At 69.7% G+C, this 16,335-nt stretch carries 15 protein-coding genes; 3 read left to right on the top strand and 12 right to left on the bottom strand.

What is annotated here, in order from left to right; genetic code table 11:
• Positions 1–245: 245 nt before the first annotated feature.
• Both tyrS and FCG67_RS21025 read right to left on the bottom strand, forming a co-directional pair.
• Positions 246–1,520, bottom strand: a complete 1,275-nt coding sequence (gene tyrS, locus FCG67_RS21020) for a tyrosine--tRNA ligase (RefSeq protein ID WP_136911599.1) — start codon at positions 1,518–1,520, stop codon at positions 246–248.
• A complete protein-coding gene (locus FCG67_RS21025) occupies positions 1,517–2,143 on the bottom strand; it encodes a DNA-3-methyladenine glycosylase (RefSeq protein ID WP_136911600.1) in 627 nt (208 codons plus the stop codon). Before FCG67_RS21025 ends, tyrS begins: the two co-directional genes overlap by 4 nt.
• A gap of 109 nt (positions 2,144–2,252) precedes the next feature.
• Here FCG67_RS21025 and FCG67_RS21030 point away from each other — a divergent pair, with 109 nt between their 5' ends.
• The 3 genes from FCG67_RS21030 to FCG67_RS21040 are packed head-to-tail and all read left to right on the top strand — an operon-like array spanning position 2,253 to position 4,359.
• Positions 2,253–2,996, top strand: a complete 744-nt coding sequence (locus tag FCG67_RS21030; RefSeq protein WP_136911601.1) for an ABC transporter ATP-binding protein — start codon at positions 2,253–2,255, stop codon at positions 2,994–2,996.
• Positions 2,993–3,748, top strand: a complete 756-nt coding sequence (locus FCG67_RS21035; protein ID WP_136911602.1) for an ABC transporter permease — start codon at positions 2,993–2,995, stop codon at positions 3,746–3,748. Before FCG67_RS21030 ends, FCG67_RS21035 begins: the two co-directional genes overlap by 4 nt.
• Positions 3,745–4,359, top strand: coding sequence for a TetR/AcrR family transcriptional regulator (locus FCG67_RS21040; RefSeq protein WP_136911603.1), 615 nt, complete (start codon positions 3,745–3,747; stop codon positions 4,357–4,359). The genes FCG67_RS21035 and FCG67_RS21040 overlap by 4 nt, the downstream gene beginning before the upstream one ends.
• A 1-nt stretch (position 4,360) precedes the next feature.
• On the opposite strand, the gene FCG67_RS21045 is transcribed toward FCG67_RS21040, so the two are convergent.
• The 10 genes from FCG67_RS21045 to argC all read right to left on the bottom strand — a co-directional run bounded on the left by FCG67_RS21045 (position 4,361) and on the right by argC (position 16,286).
• Positions 4,361–4,579, bottom strand: coding sequence for a Trm112 family protein (locus tag FCG67_RS21045; RefSeq protein ID WP_136911604.1), 219 nt, complete (start codon positions 4,577–4,579; stop codon positions 4,361–4,363).
• Between the two features lie 69 nt (positions 4,580–4,648).
• Positions 4,649–7,624, bottom strand: a complete 2,976-nt coding sequence (locus FCG67_RS21050; RefSeq protein WP_136911605.1) for an acyl-CoA synthetase — start codon at positions 7,622–7,624, stop codon at positions 4,649–4,651.
• Positions 7,625–7,727: 103 nt separating this feature from the next.
• Positions 7,728–9,155 (bottom strand): argininosuccinate lyase, encoded by a 1,428-nt coding sequence (argH, locus tag FCG67_RS21055; RefSeq protein WP_136911606.1) that lies wholly within the window; start codon positions 9,153–9,155, stop codon positions 7,728–7,730.
• A gap of 2 nt (positions 9,156–9,157) precedes the next feature.
• Positions 9,158–10,357 carry an argininosuccinate synthase gene (locus tag FCG67_RS21060; RefSeq protein ID WP_136911607.1) on the bottom strand — a complete coding sequence of 400 codons (1,200 nt, stop codon included), beginning with the start codon at positions 10,355–10,357 and terminating at the stop codon, positions 9,158–9,160.
• 69 nt (positions 10,358–10,426) lie between these two features.
• Complete coding sequence (locus FCG67_RS21065) at positions 10,427–10,927, bottom strand: arginine repressor (protein ID WP_037178083.1); 501 nt, start codon at positions 10,925–10,927, stop codon at positions 10,427–10,429.
• 14 nt (positions 10,928–10,941) lie between these two features.
• The gene (gene argF / locus FCG67_RS21070; RefSeq protein ID WP_136911608.1) at positions 10,942–11,895 is read right to left on the bottom strand and encodes an ornithine carbamoyltransferase; all 954 of its coding nucleotides are present in this window, start codon (positions 11,893–11,895) and stop codon (positions 10,942–10,944) included.
• Positions 11,892–13,070: an acetylornithine transaminase gene (locus FCG67_RS21075; RefSeq protein WP_136911609.1), complete on the bottom strand. Its 1,179-nt coding sequence runs from the start codon at positions 13,068–13,070 to the stop codon at positions 11,892–11,894. The genes argF and FCG67_RS21075 overlap by 4 nt, the downstream gene beginning before the upstream one ends.
• Positions 13,070–13,981 carry an acetylglutamate kinase gene (gene argB, locus FCG67_RS21080; RefSeq protein WP_136911610.1) on the bottom strand — a complete coding sequence of 304 codons (912 nt, stop codon included), beginning with the start codon at positions 13,979–13,981 and terminating at the stop codon, positions 13,070–13,072. Before argB ends, FCG67_RS21075 begins: the two co-directional genes overlap by 1 nt.
• Entirely contained in the window at positions 13,978–15,216 is a 1,239-nt protein-coding gene (argJ, locus tag FCG67_RS21085; RefSeq protein WP_077041795.1) for a bifunctional glutamate N-acetyltransferase/amino-acid acetyltransferase ArgJ, read from the bottom strand. The genes argB and argJ overlap by 4 nt, the downstream gene beginning before the upstream one ends.
• Entirely contained in the window at positions 15,213–16,286 is a 1,074-nt protein-coding gene (argC, locus tag FCG67_RS21090) for an N-acetyl-gamma-glutamyl-phosphate reductase (RefSeq protein WP_136911611.1), read from the bottom strand. The genes argJ and argC overlap by 4 nt, the downstream gene beginning before the upstream one ends.
• Between the last annotated feature and the right edge of the window lie 49 nt (positions 16,287–16,335).

Consider the following 16,335-nt stretch of genomic DNA (forward strand, 5'->3'; position numbering starts at 1 on the left):
GGCTACAAACTTCGGGATTGCCAGGCGCCTGACGTCCAACCTCGTGTCCCGCGCCTCTCGGCCGGGTCGGTGTCCGTGTCGCTCTGACTCGACAAAAGTTACGCGAACAAGAACACAGCGTCAAATCCCCAGGTCAGCTGCGCGCGTCGCGGAACTCCCGCAGGTCGCGGGCCGCGCGCACCGCCCTGGGGGCGCGCATCCATCGAATCACATCGATGTGACCCGCGCCACCCCTGACGATCGGCTCAGGAGGGCAGTACCTGGATGCCGGCGAAGTTCCGCTTTCCTCGACGGATGACCAGCCACTGTCCGTGCAGGAGATCGGTGGCCTGCGGCTCCCACTCCTCGGCGCTGATGCGCTGGTTGTTCACCGAAGCACCGCCCTCCTTGATGGTGCGTCGCGCAGCGCCCTTGCTCTCGCAGAGACCGCTGGTCACCAGCAGGTCGACGATGGTCGTCGCGTCGCCGGGCCGCACCTGTGCGACCGCTGCCTCGGTCAGCGCCGCGGCGAGGGTCGACTCGTCCAGCTCGGAGAGCTCGGCCCTGCCGAACAACGCCTGGCTGGCGAGCTCGACGGCGGCGGTGTTGTGCTCGCCGTGGACCAGGGTCGTCATCTCTGCCGCGAGCCGGCGCTGCGCTGCACGGGCCTGCGGCCGCGCGAGCGTCTCCTGCTCGAGCTCGGCGAGCTCCTCCTGCGTGAGGAAGGTGAACCAGCGGAGGTACCGGACGACGTCCGCGTCCGCGGTGTTCACGAAGTACTGGTACCAGGCGTAGGGACTGGTCATCTCCGGGTCGAGCCACAGGCTGCCGCCACCGGTCGACTTGCCGAACTTCTTGCCGTCGGCCGAGGTGACCAGCGGGACCGTGAGCGCGTGCACCGACTCCCCGTCCACCCGTCGATTGAGCTCGACGCCCGCGATGATGTTGCCCCACTGATCGGACCCGCCGACCTGGAGCGTGCAGCCGTACTCGCGACGGAGCTGCAGGTAGTCGTTCGCCTGCAGCAGCATGTAACTGAACTCGGTGTACGACATGCCGTCCGAGTCGAGCCTGCGCTTGACCGTGTCCCTGGCCAGCATGACGTTGACCGAGAAGTGCTTGCCGATATCGCGCAGGAAGTCGATGGCGGTCAGCTTGCCGGTCCAGTTCATGTTGTTCTCGATCACGGCTGCGCCGGGACCCTCGAACTCCACGAAGCGCTCGAGCTGGGCGCGGATACGGCCAGCCCACTCGGCGACGGTGTCGGCGGAGTTCATGGTGCGCTCCCCCACGTCGCGCGGATCGCCGATCAGTCCGGTCGCACCGCCTGCGAGCACGATCGGCCGGTGGCCGGCCATCTGGAATCGCTTCAGCGCCAGCAGCGGCACCAGGTGCCCGGCGTGCAGGCTTGGGCCGGTCGGGTCGAAGCCGGCATAGAGCGTGACCGGACCGGCATCGGCGTCGCGCCGCAGCGCGTCGAGATCCGTGGATTGCTGGATGAGGCCACGCCAGTGGAGTTCGTCGATGATGTTCACAGTCACGTCCTCGATTCTCCCGCACCAGGGACGACGGACGCACGCGGGCTGCGGCGGTACGCGGAAACCGCTGACGAGGTGGGATCCCACAGTCGCCAGGGCCACTCGGCCGCCCGACTCACCCCGACGCGCGGCCCCTCCTCGTGATCGAGCAGCGGATCGAGCCGCAACCGGATCGGGGATCCGGCTGCGAAAAGATCGGTTCCGTTGTCCGCCAGGGTGATTCCGAGCGCCTGCCCGAGGTTGCCCGGACCTCGCGCCAGGTCGCGATCGCGCTTGTCCGGACCGCGGCGCTGCCGCACGACGTCCTCGCCCTCGATCACCTCGGCCGCCCTGAGCAGGACCGCGCCCGCGGTGCCGACGCCGGCGCAGGAGACGTTCATGCACAGATGGAGCCCGTGACTGAGGTAGACGTACAGCCGGCCCGCGGGCCCGAACATCACGGCATTGCGCTGAGTCGGCCCAGGATAGGAATGCGCGGCCGGATCCGGCCACGGCCCCGCCGGGTCACTGCCGTACGCCTCCACCTCGACGACTCGCACCGTGACCCCGCCCGCGCTGAGTCGGGCCCCGAGCACCAGACGTGCCGCCGTGAGGGGATCCGCGGCGGCCAGCTCTCGCTCCGACATCTCGCCGATTGTGCCTCGAAGTCGTGCCCACCGGGGTGTTGACACCCACCCACCACGGGCAGAGAATTCATCCAAGGATGATTTCATCACACGATGAATTGAGGCTTCGATGCCCGGATCGACGACCCGCCCAGCGATCGAGATCTCCGATCTCGTCGTCCGGCGAGGCAGAAGCGAAGTGCTGCACGCGCTGAACCTGAGCGTCACAAGCGGATCCATCACGGGGCTGCTCGGACCATCAGGCTGCGGAAAGACGACCCTGATGCGGGCGATCGTCGGGACGCAGATCGTCGAATCGGGCTCGGTCACCGTGCTCGGCGAACCCGCCGGATCGGCCTCGCTGCGCCGCCGGGTCGGGTACGTCACCCAGTCCCCCACCGTCTACCTCGACCTCTCGGTCCGCGACAACGTCCGGTACTTCGCCGCCCTGTACGGCCGCCCGGCGGCCGCCGCGGCCGAGGCCATCGACGCGGTGGCGCTCGGCGGCTACTCCGACCAACAGGCCGGACAGCTCTCCGGCGGCCAGCGCGCCCGCGTGTCCCTGGCCTGCGCCCTGGTCGGGAACCCCGAGCTGTTGATCCTGGACGAGCCGACCGTAGGGCTCGATCCGGTGCTGCGCGCCGACCTGTGGGATCAGTTCGCCGACCTGGCGGCCGCGGGCACCACGCTGCTCGTCTCCAGCCACGTGATGGACGAGGCCGAGCACTGCCCGGAGCTGCTGCTCATGCGCGAGGGCAGCCTGATCGCCCAGCTCAGCCCCGACGAACTGCGCACCGAGACCGGGCAATCGAGCCTCGAGCACGCCTTCCTCACCCTGATCCGCACCCGCACCGTAGGAGCGCAGCAGTCATGAACGCGCGGATATATACCGCCAGCACCGGACGGATCCTCCGCCAGCTCCGCGCCGATCACCGAACGGTCGCGATGATCCTGCTGGTCCCCGCGCTGCTGATGACGCTGCTCTACTTCCTGTACGTGAACGTGCCGACGCCACCCGGCCAGGAGCCGCTGTTCGACCGGATCGCGGTCACCATGCTCGGGATCCTTCCGTTCGTGGTGATGTTCCTGGTCACCTCGATCGCGATGCAGCGCGAACGGAGCTCGGGCACCCTCGAACGACTCCTCACCACGCCGATGTCCAAGCTGGACCTGCTCGGCGGTTACGGCACCGCGTTCTCGCTCGCCGCCGCGGCGCAGGCGATCGTCGCCTGCCTGGTGACGTTCGGGCTGCTCGGCCTGACCACCTCGGGCAGCGTCGGGTTGGTGGTGCTGATCGCGGTGCTCGACGCGACGCTCGGCGTCGCGCTCGGTCTGCTCTGCAGCGCCTTCGCCCGGACCGAGTTCCAGGCTGTCCAGTTCATGCCGGTGATCGTGATCCCGCAGCTGTTCCTGTGCGGCCTGTTGGTGCCCCGCGACCAGTTGCCGCAGTGGCTGGAATGGATCTCGAACGTGATGCCTCTGAGCTACGCCGTCGAGGCCCTGCAGCAGGTCGCGCGGTACCCCGGCAGCACCGCGGTGATGTGGCGCGACCTCGGCGTTGTCGCCGGCTTCGCGGTCGTGGCGCTGTGCCTCGCCGCGGCGACGCTGCGCAGGCGAACGCCATGACCTCTCGCGGTCCCACCGAGGCCGCGGCGCGGTCCGGACGCAGGCCCGGCAACCCGGACACCAAGGAGCTCATCCTCACCGCTGCCCGGAATCAGTTCGCAGACAGCGGTTTCGAGAGGACCTCGGTGCGTTCGATCGCCGCGGAGGCAGGTGTCGACTCGGCGCTGGTGCATCACTACTTCGGCACCAAGCGCGCGCTGTTCCTCGCCGCTGTCGACATGCCGGTCGATCCCCAGGTGATCCTGGGCGCGGTGCTCGACGCCCCGATCGAGGAGATCGGCGAGCTGCTGCTGCGCGGCGTCCTCGGGGTCTGGGAGTCGCCGCAGGGCACCGCCGTGCTGGCCGCCTTCCGCGCCGCGATCTCCGGCGAGTCGACCGGGCTGGTGAGCAACTTCCTCACCGAGGTGATCCTGCGCGAGCTCGTCGGGCGGTTCGACGACCCACCGGGAAGCAGCCCGCTTCGGGCCACCCTGGTCGCATCGCAACTGTCCGGGCTGCTGATCACCCGGTACCTGCTCCGGCTCGAACCGATCGCCTCGCTGTCCGTCGACGAGGTCGTCGTCCTGATCGGACCGACGGTGCAGCGCTACCTGACCGGAGCGGTTGGCTGATCTAGTCGGCTGCCGGCCCCGAGGCACGCGCGAGCAGCGCCTCGTGCTCGTCCTCGCCCACGATCCGCGCCTCGTCCACCAGCAGGACCGGGATGCCGTCCTCGATGGGGTACGCGCGGTGCAGCCGAGGGTTGTAGAGCAGCTCGTCGTCGACGAGCAGCAGGGGACCCTTGTCCTGCGGGCAGGCCAGGATGCTCAGCAGGGTGGGATCAAGCGCCACGGAAAGGTCCTCTCGAGCGTGCGAAGGGCGGGATCGGCAACAACCGATGTCGTCGGTAACGCTACCCGGCTATCCGGTCAGTGCCCGACTCCCCTGCTCCTTCAGTTCCGCGATCACCGCCCGGGTCAGGCGCCGATAGCCGTCCTTCTCCGGGTCGTAGTACCACGAGCGCACACCGGGCTTGGGCAGTCCGGCCGCCTTGAGGGCGCTGCGCCTGGGCCGGTACGAATTGCTGATCGCGATCTCCGGGACGACGTGGATCAGGTCCGGGCGCTGCGAGGGGTCGAGGTCGGCGAGGGCATCCGCCAGATCGACTGCACTGAGGGAACTGTCGGGGAGCAGCGTCAGCGCGGCCACCGCCAGCTCCTCGTCCCCGACGGCGACCCCGTAGGCAACCGCGTTGTCCACCCGCTCGATCCCGCCGAGGGCGTCGACGATCGGTTGCCCGAACACCGGTCCGCGCTTGGCCCGGACCACGGCGTCCTTCTCGTCCATCATCCAGAAGTCGCCGTCGGCGTCCATGGTGAACAGGTGCTCGGTCGGCACCCAGGCGTCGCCGGCACCGAACACCCCGCGCATGGCGCCGCTGATCGCCTCGTTGTGGGTCGCGTGACCGAGCAGCAGCCCGACCTCCCCGACCCCGCACTCACGAACCAGACCCTGCTCGTCGACCAGGTACTCGCCACGGATCGGGTCGTATGCGGCGATCCGGACCGGGGTGCTGCCGGGCAGCGGGCGTCCCTTCGAGCCCGGCTTGGCACCCGAGACGTTCGCGAGGACCACCGCGCCCTCGGTGGAGGCATAGAACTCGAGCACCTGTGCCGGCTCGAATCGCTCCATCGTCCGCAACCACAGGCCGCGCGGCATGCCCGAACCGATGAACAGCCGGATCGGGTGCCCGGGGCCGATGGGCAGGTCCTCGCAGTTCACCAGCTCACGCATCATCGTCCACGTGTAGGCGACCACGGTCACGCCGTAGCGGTGCACCTCGGCGGCGAACTGCGCCGGATCGAGGCCGCGGGTGAGCGCGATCCTCGATCCACCGGCGATCGCGCCGCCGAGCGTGGCCAGGAGGACGGACGAATGGTAAAGCGGAGCAATCGAATACACCGTGTCGCCGCGGCCCAGATTCGCCGCGGTCGCGGTACCGAAGGCGGACAGCGCCCAGCGGTGATTGGTGATGTGCTTCGCCTCGAGATGGCCGCCGGACCGGCTCAACAACACGAAGGCGAGCTCCTGTGCGCGTCCGGGATTCGGTCGGTACCACGCGGGCAACTTCACCTTCGACGGGTCGATCTTCTCGAGATCGATGGTGGCCGAGTCCGGTTCGGTGTCCAGGACACGCGACTCACCGCCGCCGAGGACCAGCACGTCGACCCCGAGCGAGGTGGCGGAGCGCAGGTTGTCCGGGTCCGTGATGATCGTCTGGACCCCGCCGAGGCGCACCGACGCGGACAGGTCGGCGGTCGGCGGCAGCATGACGACGACGGCGCCGATCCGCGACAGCGCCGCGATCGCAATGAGCGCGCTCGGTCTGGTCTCCATGAGCACGCCGATGCGCTCCGCGGGACGGACACCCGTCGAGATCAGCCCCCGCACCACGTTGTCGATCCGGGTGTTGACGGCCTCGTTGGTGTACACCCGATCGTCGAACAGGAAGCACTCACCCTTGGGCGACTTGGCTCCCGCCTCGGCCAGCAGCTTGCCGAGCGAGATCGTGGTGTGCGGCTGGATCTGTCCGAGCCGGGCCAGCCGGGGCAGCACCCGGATTGCCTCGGCGGACAACTCCCTCGTCCCGCGCATCGTGTGCGAGGTGATGTCCAGAACGCCCCTGGTGATCCCGACACCCACCTCGGCGATGGACGCCCCGGTGTGCAGGATCCGGTCACTCACCGAGACCCCGGTCTCCGTCGCCGGCTGATCCTCGTAGGTCATCTCGTCGACAGTCTCCGGGCGCGGGCCGAGCCCCTCCCGCCAGCGCACCCATTCGCCTGCCGTCGGCCAGGTCTGGGTGGCCGCGGCGGACCCGACGACGAGCCCGAAGTGACCTGCACGCAAGGTGGATTCGAAGACCTCGGCGCGCGGCGCCGCCTTCCGGATGCCACGCACCGCCACCGGCTGGCCGATGTCGTCGACCTCACCGACGAAGGCCAGGATCGGGCAACTCAGCTCCGCAAGGGTGACGAGCCGCTCCTGGATCACGAAGCCACCGGACATCATCCGGTTGTGCACGATGAACTGCTTGAGCAGTTCCGCGACGGCGGGGCCCGACCAGGCGACCCATCCCTCCGTGGCCAGGAAGCGCCGCTGCTGCTCGCGCGGCAGCAGGGCCTCCCGGTCGTGCAGCTGACGCAGGAAGTCGAGCCGGGACTTCGCGGTCTTGACGGGGTCGAGCAGCTGAAAGCCCGTGCGCGCCATCCATCCCGCGATCGAGAGCCGGGTGAACACGTGATCGGCGAGGAAGTCGGCTGCCCTGGTCGCGACGCCCTCGGGGATGCCGAGCGGGAGCGCCGCGAGCGTGTCGACGGGTGCCCCGAAGGTGATCACGCTGGCCAGGTTCTTGCACCGCCGGTAGGCCGCAGCCTGGTAGCAGAACATTCCACCCTGGGAGTATCCGGCGAGGTGCACGTCCCGGCCGGTGTGCTCGTGCACCCGGTCGATGATGTCGCTGATGGCGACGACGTGGTCGGCGAGTGTGCGGTTCCAGCCGCCGTCCTCACTGTCCGGCGACCCGAAATCGACCACCCACGGGTCGAGACCCATTGCGTGCAGGACACCGACCGCGCCCTGATCCTGTGCGACGTCGTACACGTCCGCCGACATCATCATCGGCGGCACGAGCACGATCGGCGGCCGCGAGCCGTCGGTGGCCTCGTCCGCGAAGTACCGGCGCAGCCGGAACATCGGCTCCCGCTCGACCACCCGGAACTGCGAGGGACGGGCTTCCGTCTCCAGGCCACCCAGCCGAATCACCTCGAGGCCGTTCTGAGCGGTGGCCACGACACGACGCACCGAGCCGTTCAGAACCTCTGGATACCAACTCACTTCTGCGTCCCCCCAAGGGATGATCGATGGTGACTCAGATCACACTATATTCCCCGCGCGCAGCCGGTGAACGCACCCCGCCGCACGCTCTCCTCGGGATGACCTACCGGTCGATCCAGGCACGCCGCACGCGCGAGGTCTCGCGGACGCCGCCGAGCTGACGGGCGACCTGTACACCGGCTGTGCCACCCCGCGCGTTACGCGAGGCGATCGAACCGGCGACCGTGAGGACCTCCCGCACCGCGGGGGTCAGCGCCGGATCCACGGCCGCCAGCTCCTCGTCGGTCAGCTCCTCCAGCCCGACTCCCCTGCCCTCGGCGACCCGTACGCAGGCACCTGCCGCCTCGTGCGCGACCCGGAACGGAACCCCCTGCCGCACCATCCATTCCGCGATGTCGGTGGCGAGCGTGAACCCGGCCGGGGCCAGCTCCGCCATCCGGTCGGTGTGGAACTCGAGGGTCGAGACCAGACCGGTGATCGCGGGCAGCAGCAGCTCGAGCTGCGCCACCGAGTCGAACACCGGCTCCTTGTCCTCCTGGAGATCCCGGTTGTACGCCAGCGGCTGAGCCTTGAGCGTCGCGAGCAGGCCGGTGACGTTTCCGATCAGTCGGCCCGCCTTGCCGCGGGTGAGCTCCGAGACGTCCGGGTTCTTCTTCTGCGGCATGATCGACGAACCGGTCGACCAGGCGTCGGCGAGGGTGATGTAGCCGAACTCCGGGGTGCTCCAGATGATGACCTCCTCGGCCATCCTGGAGAGGTCGACCGCGATCATCGCGAACACGAACGCCGCCTCCGCCGCGAAGTCCCGCGACGAGGTGGCATCGATGGAGTTGTCCGCGGAGGAGTCGAAGTTCAGCTCCGCCGCGATGGCCTCCGGATCGAGCCCGAGCGACGAACCGGCCAGTGCCCCCGAACCGTACGGGGACACGGCCGCCCGCTTGTCGAAGTCCTCCAGGCGCTGCACGTCACGCAGCAGCGGATGCGCGTGCGCCAGCAGGTGGTGCGCGAGCAGCACCGGCTGCGCGGCCTGCAGGTGCGTCTTGCCGGGCATCACCGCGTCGGGATGCGCGGCCGCCTGGGTGGCGAGGGCGTCGACGACGTCGAGCACCCCGGCCGCCACCCGGCGGGCCGCGTCGCGCAGCCACATCCTGAACAGGGTGGCCACCTGGTCGTTGCGGGAACGGCCCGCGCGCAGGCGTCCCCCGACCTCGGTGCCCACCCGTTCGATCAGGCCACGCTCGAGGGCGCCGTGCACGTCCTCGTCGGAGTCCGCAGGCACGAACGCCCCGCTGGCCACGTCGTCCGCCAGGCGGGTCAGCCCGTCGAGCATCGTCGCGAGGTCGGCATCACTGAGCAGGCCGGCCTTGTGCAGCACCCTGGCGTGCGCCTGCGAGGCGCGCACGTCGTAGGGCGCGAGCACCCAGTCGAAGTGCGTCGACTTGCTCAGCGCGGCCATGGCCTCGGCGGGACCGGAGGCGAACCGGCCGCCCCACAGGGCGCCTTCATTCGTACCGTGCGAACTCTCCGACATGCCTACAGACCCAGGTCCCGCTTGGCCGCGACCTTCGAGGACAGGCCGTGGATGTTGACGAAGCCCTTGGCGTAGGACTGGTCGAACGAGTCGCCCTCGTCGTAGGTGGCGAGGTTGAAGTCGTAGAGCGACTCCGGGCTGCGACGTCCGTTGACGGTGATCGCGCCACCGTGCAGGAACAGCCGGATGTCGCCGGTGACCCGCTCCTGGGTCTTGGCGACGAAGGTGTCCAGCGCGTCCTTGAGCGGGGAGAACCAGAGGCCGTCGTAGACCAGCTCGGACCAGCGCTGCTCCATCTGACGCTTGTAGCGACCGAGCTCGCGCTCGAGGGTGACGTGCTCGAGCTCCTGGTGGGCGGTGATGAGCACCATCGCGCCGGGGGCCTCGTAGATCTCGCGGCTCTTGATGCCGACGAGACGGTCCTCGACGACGTCGAGGCGGCCGACGCCCTGGGCACCGGCGCGCTTGTTGAGCTCCTGGATGGCCTCGAGCACGGTGACCGGCTTGCCGTCGATCGCGACGGGCTTGCCCGCCTCGAAGCTGATGATCAGCTCGTCGGGTGCGTTCCAGTTGACCGTGGGGTCCTGGGTGTAGTCGTAGACGTCCTTGGTCGGCGCGTTCCACAGGTCCTCGAGGAACCCGGTCTCCACGGCGCGGCCCCAGACGTTCTGGTCGATCGAGAACGGCGACTTCTTGGAGACGTTGATCGGGATGTTGTTCTCTTCGGCGAACTTGATCGCCTTCTCGCGGGTCCACGCGTAGTCGCGGACCGGCGCGATGACCTCGAGGTCGGGCGCGAGGGCGCCGAAGCCGACCTCGAAGCGGACCTGGTCGTTGCCCTTGCCGGTGCAGCCGTGCGAGACGACCGTGCCACCGTGGGCGCGCGCGGCCTCGACGATGTGCTTGACGATCAGCGGCCGGCTGATGGCCGAGACCAGCGGGTACCGGTCCATGTACAGCGCGTTGGCCTGGATCGTCGGCAGGCAGTACTCGTTCGCGAACTCGTCGCGGGCGTCGACCACGACGGACTCCACCGCGCCGCAGTCGAGGGCACGCTGACGCACGACCTCCATGTCCTCGCCGCCCTGGCCGAGATCGATGGCGACAGCGACGACCTCTTTGCCCGTCTCCTTGCCGATCCAGCTGATGGCCACTGAGGTGTCCAGCCCGCCCGAGTAGGCGAGTACGACGCGTTCAGCCATGGTCTTTGTGCTCCTTCAGGTTGTAACTCTTCACAGATCTTCAGTTGTCAGCCGGCGGATTCGTATCCGTCAAGCAAGTTTCTCGATCATCTCCGCCAGCTGCGCGCCGGTGAGTGGTTCGCGGGCGATAACAAGAATGGTGTCATCCCCGGCAATGGTTCCGACAACCTCGGGCAGCGAAGCCCGGTCGAGGGCGCTCGCGAGGTAGTGCGCGGCACCCGGCGGCGTCCGCAACACCGCCAGGTTTCCACTGGCATCGGTGGACACCAGCAGCTCGCCGAGCAGCCGTGAGAGCCGGTCGGTACCCCCGGATACCCCGCGGACCGGGCTGCCGTCCTCGGGCACCACATAGACACCCGCGCCCCCGTCCGCGGCCCGCAGCTTCACGGCCCCGAGCTCCTCGAGGTCGCGCGACAGCGTGGCGTTGGAGACCTCGATGCCCTCGGCCGCGAGCAGCGCCGAGAGCTCCGGCTGGCTGCGCACCTCGTGCACCGACAGCAGCGCGGTGATCCGGGCCTGCCTGCCCGCTCGGGTCGGCGCGACGGCGACCTTCGCCGACGCGACAGCCATCGGCTTAGCGGTGGTCACGGCCGGGTCCCCGGTCCGCCCTGCTGCTCGAGCAGCCACACCAGCAGCGCCTTCTGCGCGTGCAACCGGTTCTCCGCCTCGTCCCAGACCGCGCTCTGCGGCCCGTCGATCACCTCGTCGGTGATCTCCTCGCCGCGGTGCGCGGGCAGGCAGTGCAGCACCGTCGCGTCCGGGGCCGCGTGCGCCAACAGCGCGGCGTTGATCTGGAACGGCCGGAACGGCCCGACCCGGTCGAGGCCGTCGTTCTCCTGGCCCATCGACGTCCACGTGTCGGTGACCAGGGCGTCGGCGCCCTTGGCGCCCGCGACCGGGTCGTCGGTCAGCGTGATCGTCGCGCCGGTCAGCTCGGCGCGGGCCCTGGCCGCCTCGACGATGTAGTCGAGCGGCGCGAAGCCGGCAGGCGCCGCGATCGTGACGTCGATGCCCGCGGTGACGCCGCCGAGCAGCAGCGAGTGCGCCATGTTGTTGGCACCGTCGCCGAGGTAGGTCAGCTTGAGGCCCCTGAGCTCGCCCTTGCGCTCGGCGAGCGTCTGCAGGTCCGCCAGCACCTGGCACGGGTGGAACTCGTCGGACAGCGCGTTGACGATCGGCACCGTCGCCCCCGCCGCCATCTGCTCGAGCCGCTTCTGTCCGAAGGTGCGCCAGACCACCGCGTCCACGTACCGCGAGAGCACCCGACCGGTGTCCTGCAGCGTCTCCTCGCGACCGAGCTGGGTGCTGCGGCCGTCGACGACGACCGCGTGCCCGCCGAGCTGGGCGATGCCCATCTCGAAGGAGAAGCGCGTCCGGGTGGAGTTCTTCTCGAAGATCACGCCGACGCCACGGGGGCCCTCCAGCGTCCGCTTCGCGAACGGGGACCGCTTCAGCTCCGCGGCGAGCGCGAGGACCTCGGCCTGCTGAGCGGGCGTCAGGTCGTCGTCCCTCAAGAAGTGCTTGATGGTCGTGCTCATTTCTGTTCCTCCACCACATCGAGGATCGCGGGCAGCGCCGCGACGAATCCGTTCGCCTGCTCCTCGGTGAGGATCAGCGGCGGCGCCAGCCGGATCACGCCGGGCGCCGGTGCATTGACCAGGAACCCGGCATCACGGGCCGCGGCCTCCACCGCGGGGGCCACGTCCCGGGTCAGCACGACGCCGAGCAGCAGGCCGGCACCGCGGACGTGGTCGACCAGCGGGTGACCCAGGTTCTCGATCCCGTGCGTGATCGACTTGCCGAGGGTGTCCGCGTGACTGATCAGGTCCTGATCGGCGACGGTCCGCAGCACCGCCAGGGCGGCCGCCGCGCACACCGGATTGCCGCCGAACGTGGTGCCGTGCTTGCCGGGCCCGAACAGCTCGGCCGCCGCACCGGTCGCGATGCAGGCCCCGATCGGCATGCCGCCGCCGAGTCCCTTGGCCAGGGTCATCACGTCCGGCACGATCCCGACCGCCTGGTGCGCGTAGAACCAGCCGGTGCGGCCGATCCCGGTCTGCACCTCGTCGAGGATCAACAGCGCGCCGCGGTCAGCGGTGATCTGCCGGGCCGCGGCCAGGTAGCCGTCCGGCGGCACGACGACGCCACTCTCCCCCATGATCGGTTCCAGGAACACCGCGGCGGTGTCGGCGTCGACCGCACGGTCGAGCGCCTCGATGTCGCCGTACGGCACGTGCGAGACACCGGGCGGCATCGGCTCGAAGGGCGCCCGCTTGGCGGGCTGCCCGGTGAGCGCGAGCGCCCCCATGGTGCGGCCGTGGAACGCATTCTCCGCGGCGATGATGTTGGGCCTGCCGGTGGCCCGCGCGAGCTTGAACGCGGCCTCGTTGGCCTCGGTGCCCGAGTTGCACAGGAACACCCGGCCCGGTGCACCCAGATGCGCGAGCAGCTGCTCGGCGAGCGCGATGCCCGGCTCGGTGGCGTACAGGTTGGACGTGTGGCCGAGCGTGGAGAGCTGCGCGGTGACGGCCTCGACGATTGCGGGGTGCGCGTGTCCGAGGATGTTGACGGCGATCCCGGCCAGCAGGTCGAGATACTGCTTGCCGTCGGCGTCCGTGACCACCGCGCCCTCGCCGCGGACCAGGGCCAGTCGCGGGACCCCGTAGGTGTCCATCAACGCGTTCGACCAGCGCTGCTGCAGAGGTTCGGTCATCACTGCCCTTCCTTGTTCGTATGGGTGACCATGGTGCCGATGCCCTCGCCGGTGAGCAGTTCCAGGAGCACCGAGTGCGCGACCCGGCCGTCGATCACGTGCGCGGACGACACCCCGCCGTGCACCGCCCGCAGGCAGGCCTCCATCTTGGGGACCATCCCCGCGTCGAGCGTCGGCAACAGCAGTTCCAGTGCGGCCGAGTCGATCTCGCTGGCGAGGGAGGAGCGGTCCGGCCAGTCGGTGTAGAGGCCCTCGACGTCGGTGAGCATCACCAGCTTCTCCGCGCCGATCGCCTCGGCCAGCGCCGCGGCAGCGGTGTCGGCGTTGATGTTGTGCACGACCCCGTCCGCGTCGGGAGCGATCGTGGAGACCACCGGGATCCGGCCGGCCTCGATCAGGTCGAGCACCGCGTCCGGGTTGACCGTGGTGACATCGCCGACGAGCCCGATGTCGGTGGCCACCCCGTCGACCTGGACCGTGCGCCTGGTCGCGGTGAACAGGTGCGCGTCCTCGCCCGAGATCCCGACCGCGTACGGGCCGTGGCTGTTGATCAGGCCGACGAGCTCGCGCCCCACCTGGCCGAACAGCACCATCCGGACCACGTCCATCACCTCGGGGGTGGTGACCCGGAAGCCCCCGCGGAACTCGCCCTCCATGCCGAGACGCTTGAGCATGGCGTTGATCTGCGGGCCGCCGCCGTGCACCACGACGGGGTGGATGCCGACGGTGCGCAGGAACGCCATGTCCGCGGCGAAGGCCCGCTTGAGGTCGTCGTCAATCATCGCGTTGCCGCCGTACTTGACCACCACGATCTTGCCGTGGAACCGCTCCAGCCAGGGCAGCGCCTCCGCGAGGACGTGCGCCTTCTCGGTGGCCGTGATGTGCTCGATGCTGTCGATGCGCCCGGTCATGACGAGTACGCCGAATTCTCTTCCACGTACGCGTGCGAGAGGTCGGTCGTGCGGATGGAGACCTCCGCATCACCGACGCCGAGCTCGATCCGCAGCGCGATGTCGATGCCGGAGAGGTCGACCTCCCGGGCGCCGGGCGCGCCGACCCCGTCGATGCAGACCGGGTTTCCGTTGAAGGACACCGAGATCCGGTTCGGGTCGAGCTCGATCGGGGCGATACCGACGGCAGCGAGGACGCGGCCCCAGTTCGGGTCGGAGCCGAACAGCGCCGTCTTGACCAGACTGTCGCGGGCAACGGTCCGCGCGGCGACGAGCGCGTCCTGCTCGGAGGCCGCACCGGACACCGTGACGGTGACCCGCTTGGTCACGCCCTCCGCGTCGGCCATCAGCTGGTCGGCCAGGTCATCGCAGACCGCGAGCACGGCGGCGTTGAGCTCTTCCTGACTGGGCGCAACGGAACTCGCACCCGAGGCGAGCAGGAGCACGGTGTCGTTGGTGGAGGTCGCGCCGTCCACGTCCAGCCGGTCGAAGGACAGCCGAGTCGCGTTGCGGAGCGCCTCGTCGAGTTGCTCGGCGGTGGCGATCGCGTCGGTGGTGACGACGCAGAGCATGGTGGCCAGCGCGGGGGCGAGCATGCCCGCACCCTTGGCCATGCCACCGACGTTCCACTTGTTCGTGTGGTGCAGCGCAGCCTGCTTCGGCACGGTGTCGGTGGTCATGATCGCGTAGGCGGCGTCGGTGCCGCCGGAGATCCCGCCCGCCAGTTCGTGCACGATCTCGGTGACGCCCGCGAGGAGCTTGTCCATCGGCAGCCGGTCGCCGATCAGTCCGGTCGAGCACACCGCGACCTCACCGGCGCCGGTCTCGGTGCCCCAGTCGCTCAGTGTCGCGGCGACATGCTCGGCCGTCTGATGGGTGTCCTGGAATCCGGGCGCGCCGGTGCAGGCGTTGGCGCCGCCGGAGTTCAGCACGACCGCGCGGAGCCTGCCGCCGGTCAGCACCTGCTGCGACCACAGCACCGGCGCAGCCTTGACCTTGTTGCTGGTGAACACCCCGGCGGCGGCAGTGTCCGGGCCCTCGTTGAAGACCAGGGCCAGGTCCTGGCGTCCGCTGACCTTGATGCCCGCTGCGATGCCTGCGCCGCGGAACCCGGCGGGCGCGGTGACGCCCTGGGTGCGCACGAGCTTGCCGCCCGCGACGGCGACCGAGTCGGGGATGACGGGGGTGGTGTTCACGGGGCTACTCCCACTGTCGAGAGACCATCGGTCTCGGGCAGGCCAAGGGCAAGGTTCATCGATTGCACGGCGCCGCCCGCGGTCCCCTTGGTGAGGTTGTCGATGGCGGCGATGACGACGAGCAGGCCCGCGTCGGCGTCGACCGTGACGCCGATCTGGGCGGCATTGGATCCGATCACGGCGCCGGTCTGCGGGAAGACGTGCTCTGGCAGCACATGCACGAAAGGCTCATCGGCGTAGGCCTTTTCGTACACCGCGCGGGCCTCCGCCTCGGCGACGGTGGTCGGTGCGGTGCAGGTGGCCAGGATGCCACGGGGCATCGGCGCCAGCACCGGGGTGAAGGACACGGTGACCTCGGTGCCCGCGAGGGGTGAGAGGTTCTGGATGATCTCGGGAGTGTGCCGGTGCACGCCGCCGACCCCGTACGCCCTGGCCGATCCCATCACCTCCGAGCCGAGCAGGTCGGCCTTGGGCGCGCGGCCCGCGCCGGAGGTGCCGCTGACCGCGACCACGGTCACCCGCGGCTCGACGATCCCGGCCGCGACCGCGGGAGCGAGGGCCAGGCTGGCCGCGGTCGGGTAGCAGCCGGGGACCGCGATCCGGGTCGCGCCGACGAGCTTCTCCCGGTGGCCCGGCAGCTCCGGCAGGCCGTACGGCCAGGTCCCGGCGTGCTCGCTCTTGTAGTACTTCTCCCAGTCCGCCGCACTCGCCAGCCGGAAGTCGGCGCCGCAGTCGATGATGACGGTGCTCTCCGGCAACTGCTTGGCGATCTCGGCCGAATTGCCGTGCGGCAGACCGAGGAACACCACGTCGTGGCCGGCGAGCTGCTCGACGGTCGTCGGCTCGAGGACGCGATCGGCCAGCGGCAGCAGGTGCGGATGATGTTCGCCGAGCGTGCTGCCTGCGTTGCTTCCCGCGGTGAGCGCACCGATGGTCAGCGAGCCGTCGCGATAGGCGGGGTGACCCAACAGCAGTCGGAGGACCTCACCGCCCGCGTAGCCGCTCGCACCGGCGATGGCGACCCGGATCGGCGTGGACGCCGGGCCTGAGGAAGCTGCAGAAGTGACCATACGATTGATTATGCATCATCATGCAAGCCCATTCATAGCCAGGTCGCGG

Origin of the sequence: Rhodococcus oryzae, from assembly GCF_005049235.1 — a bacterium.
Lineage (GTDB): Bacteria > Actinomycetota > Actinomycetes > Mycobacteriales > Mycobacteriaceae > Rhodococcus_G > Rhodococcus_G oryzae.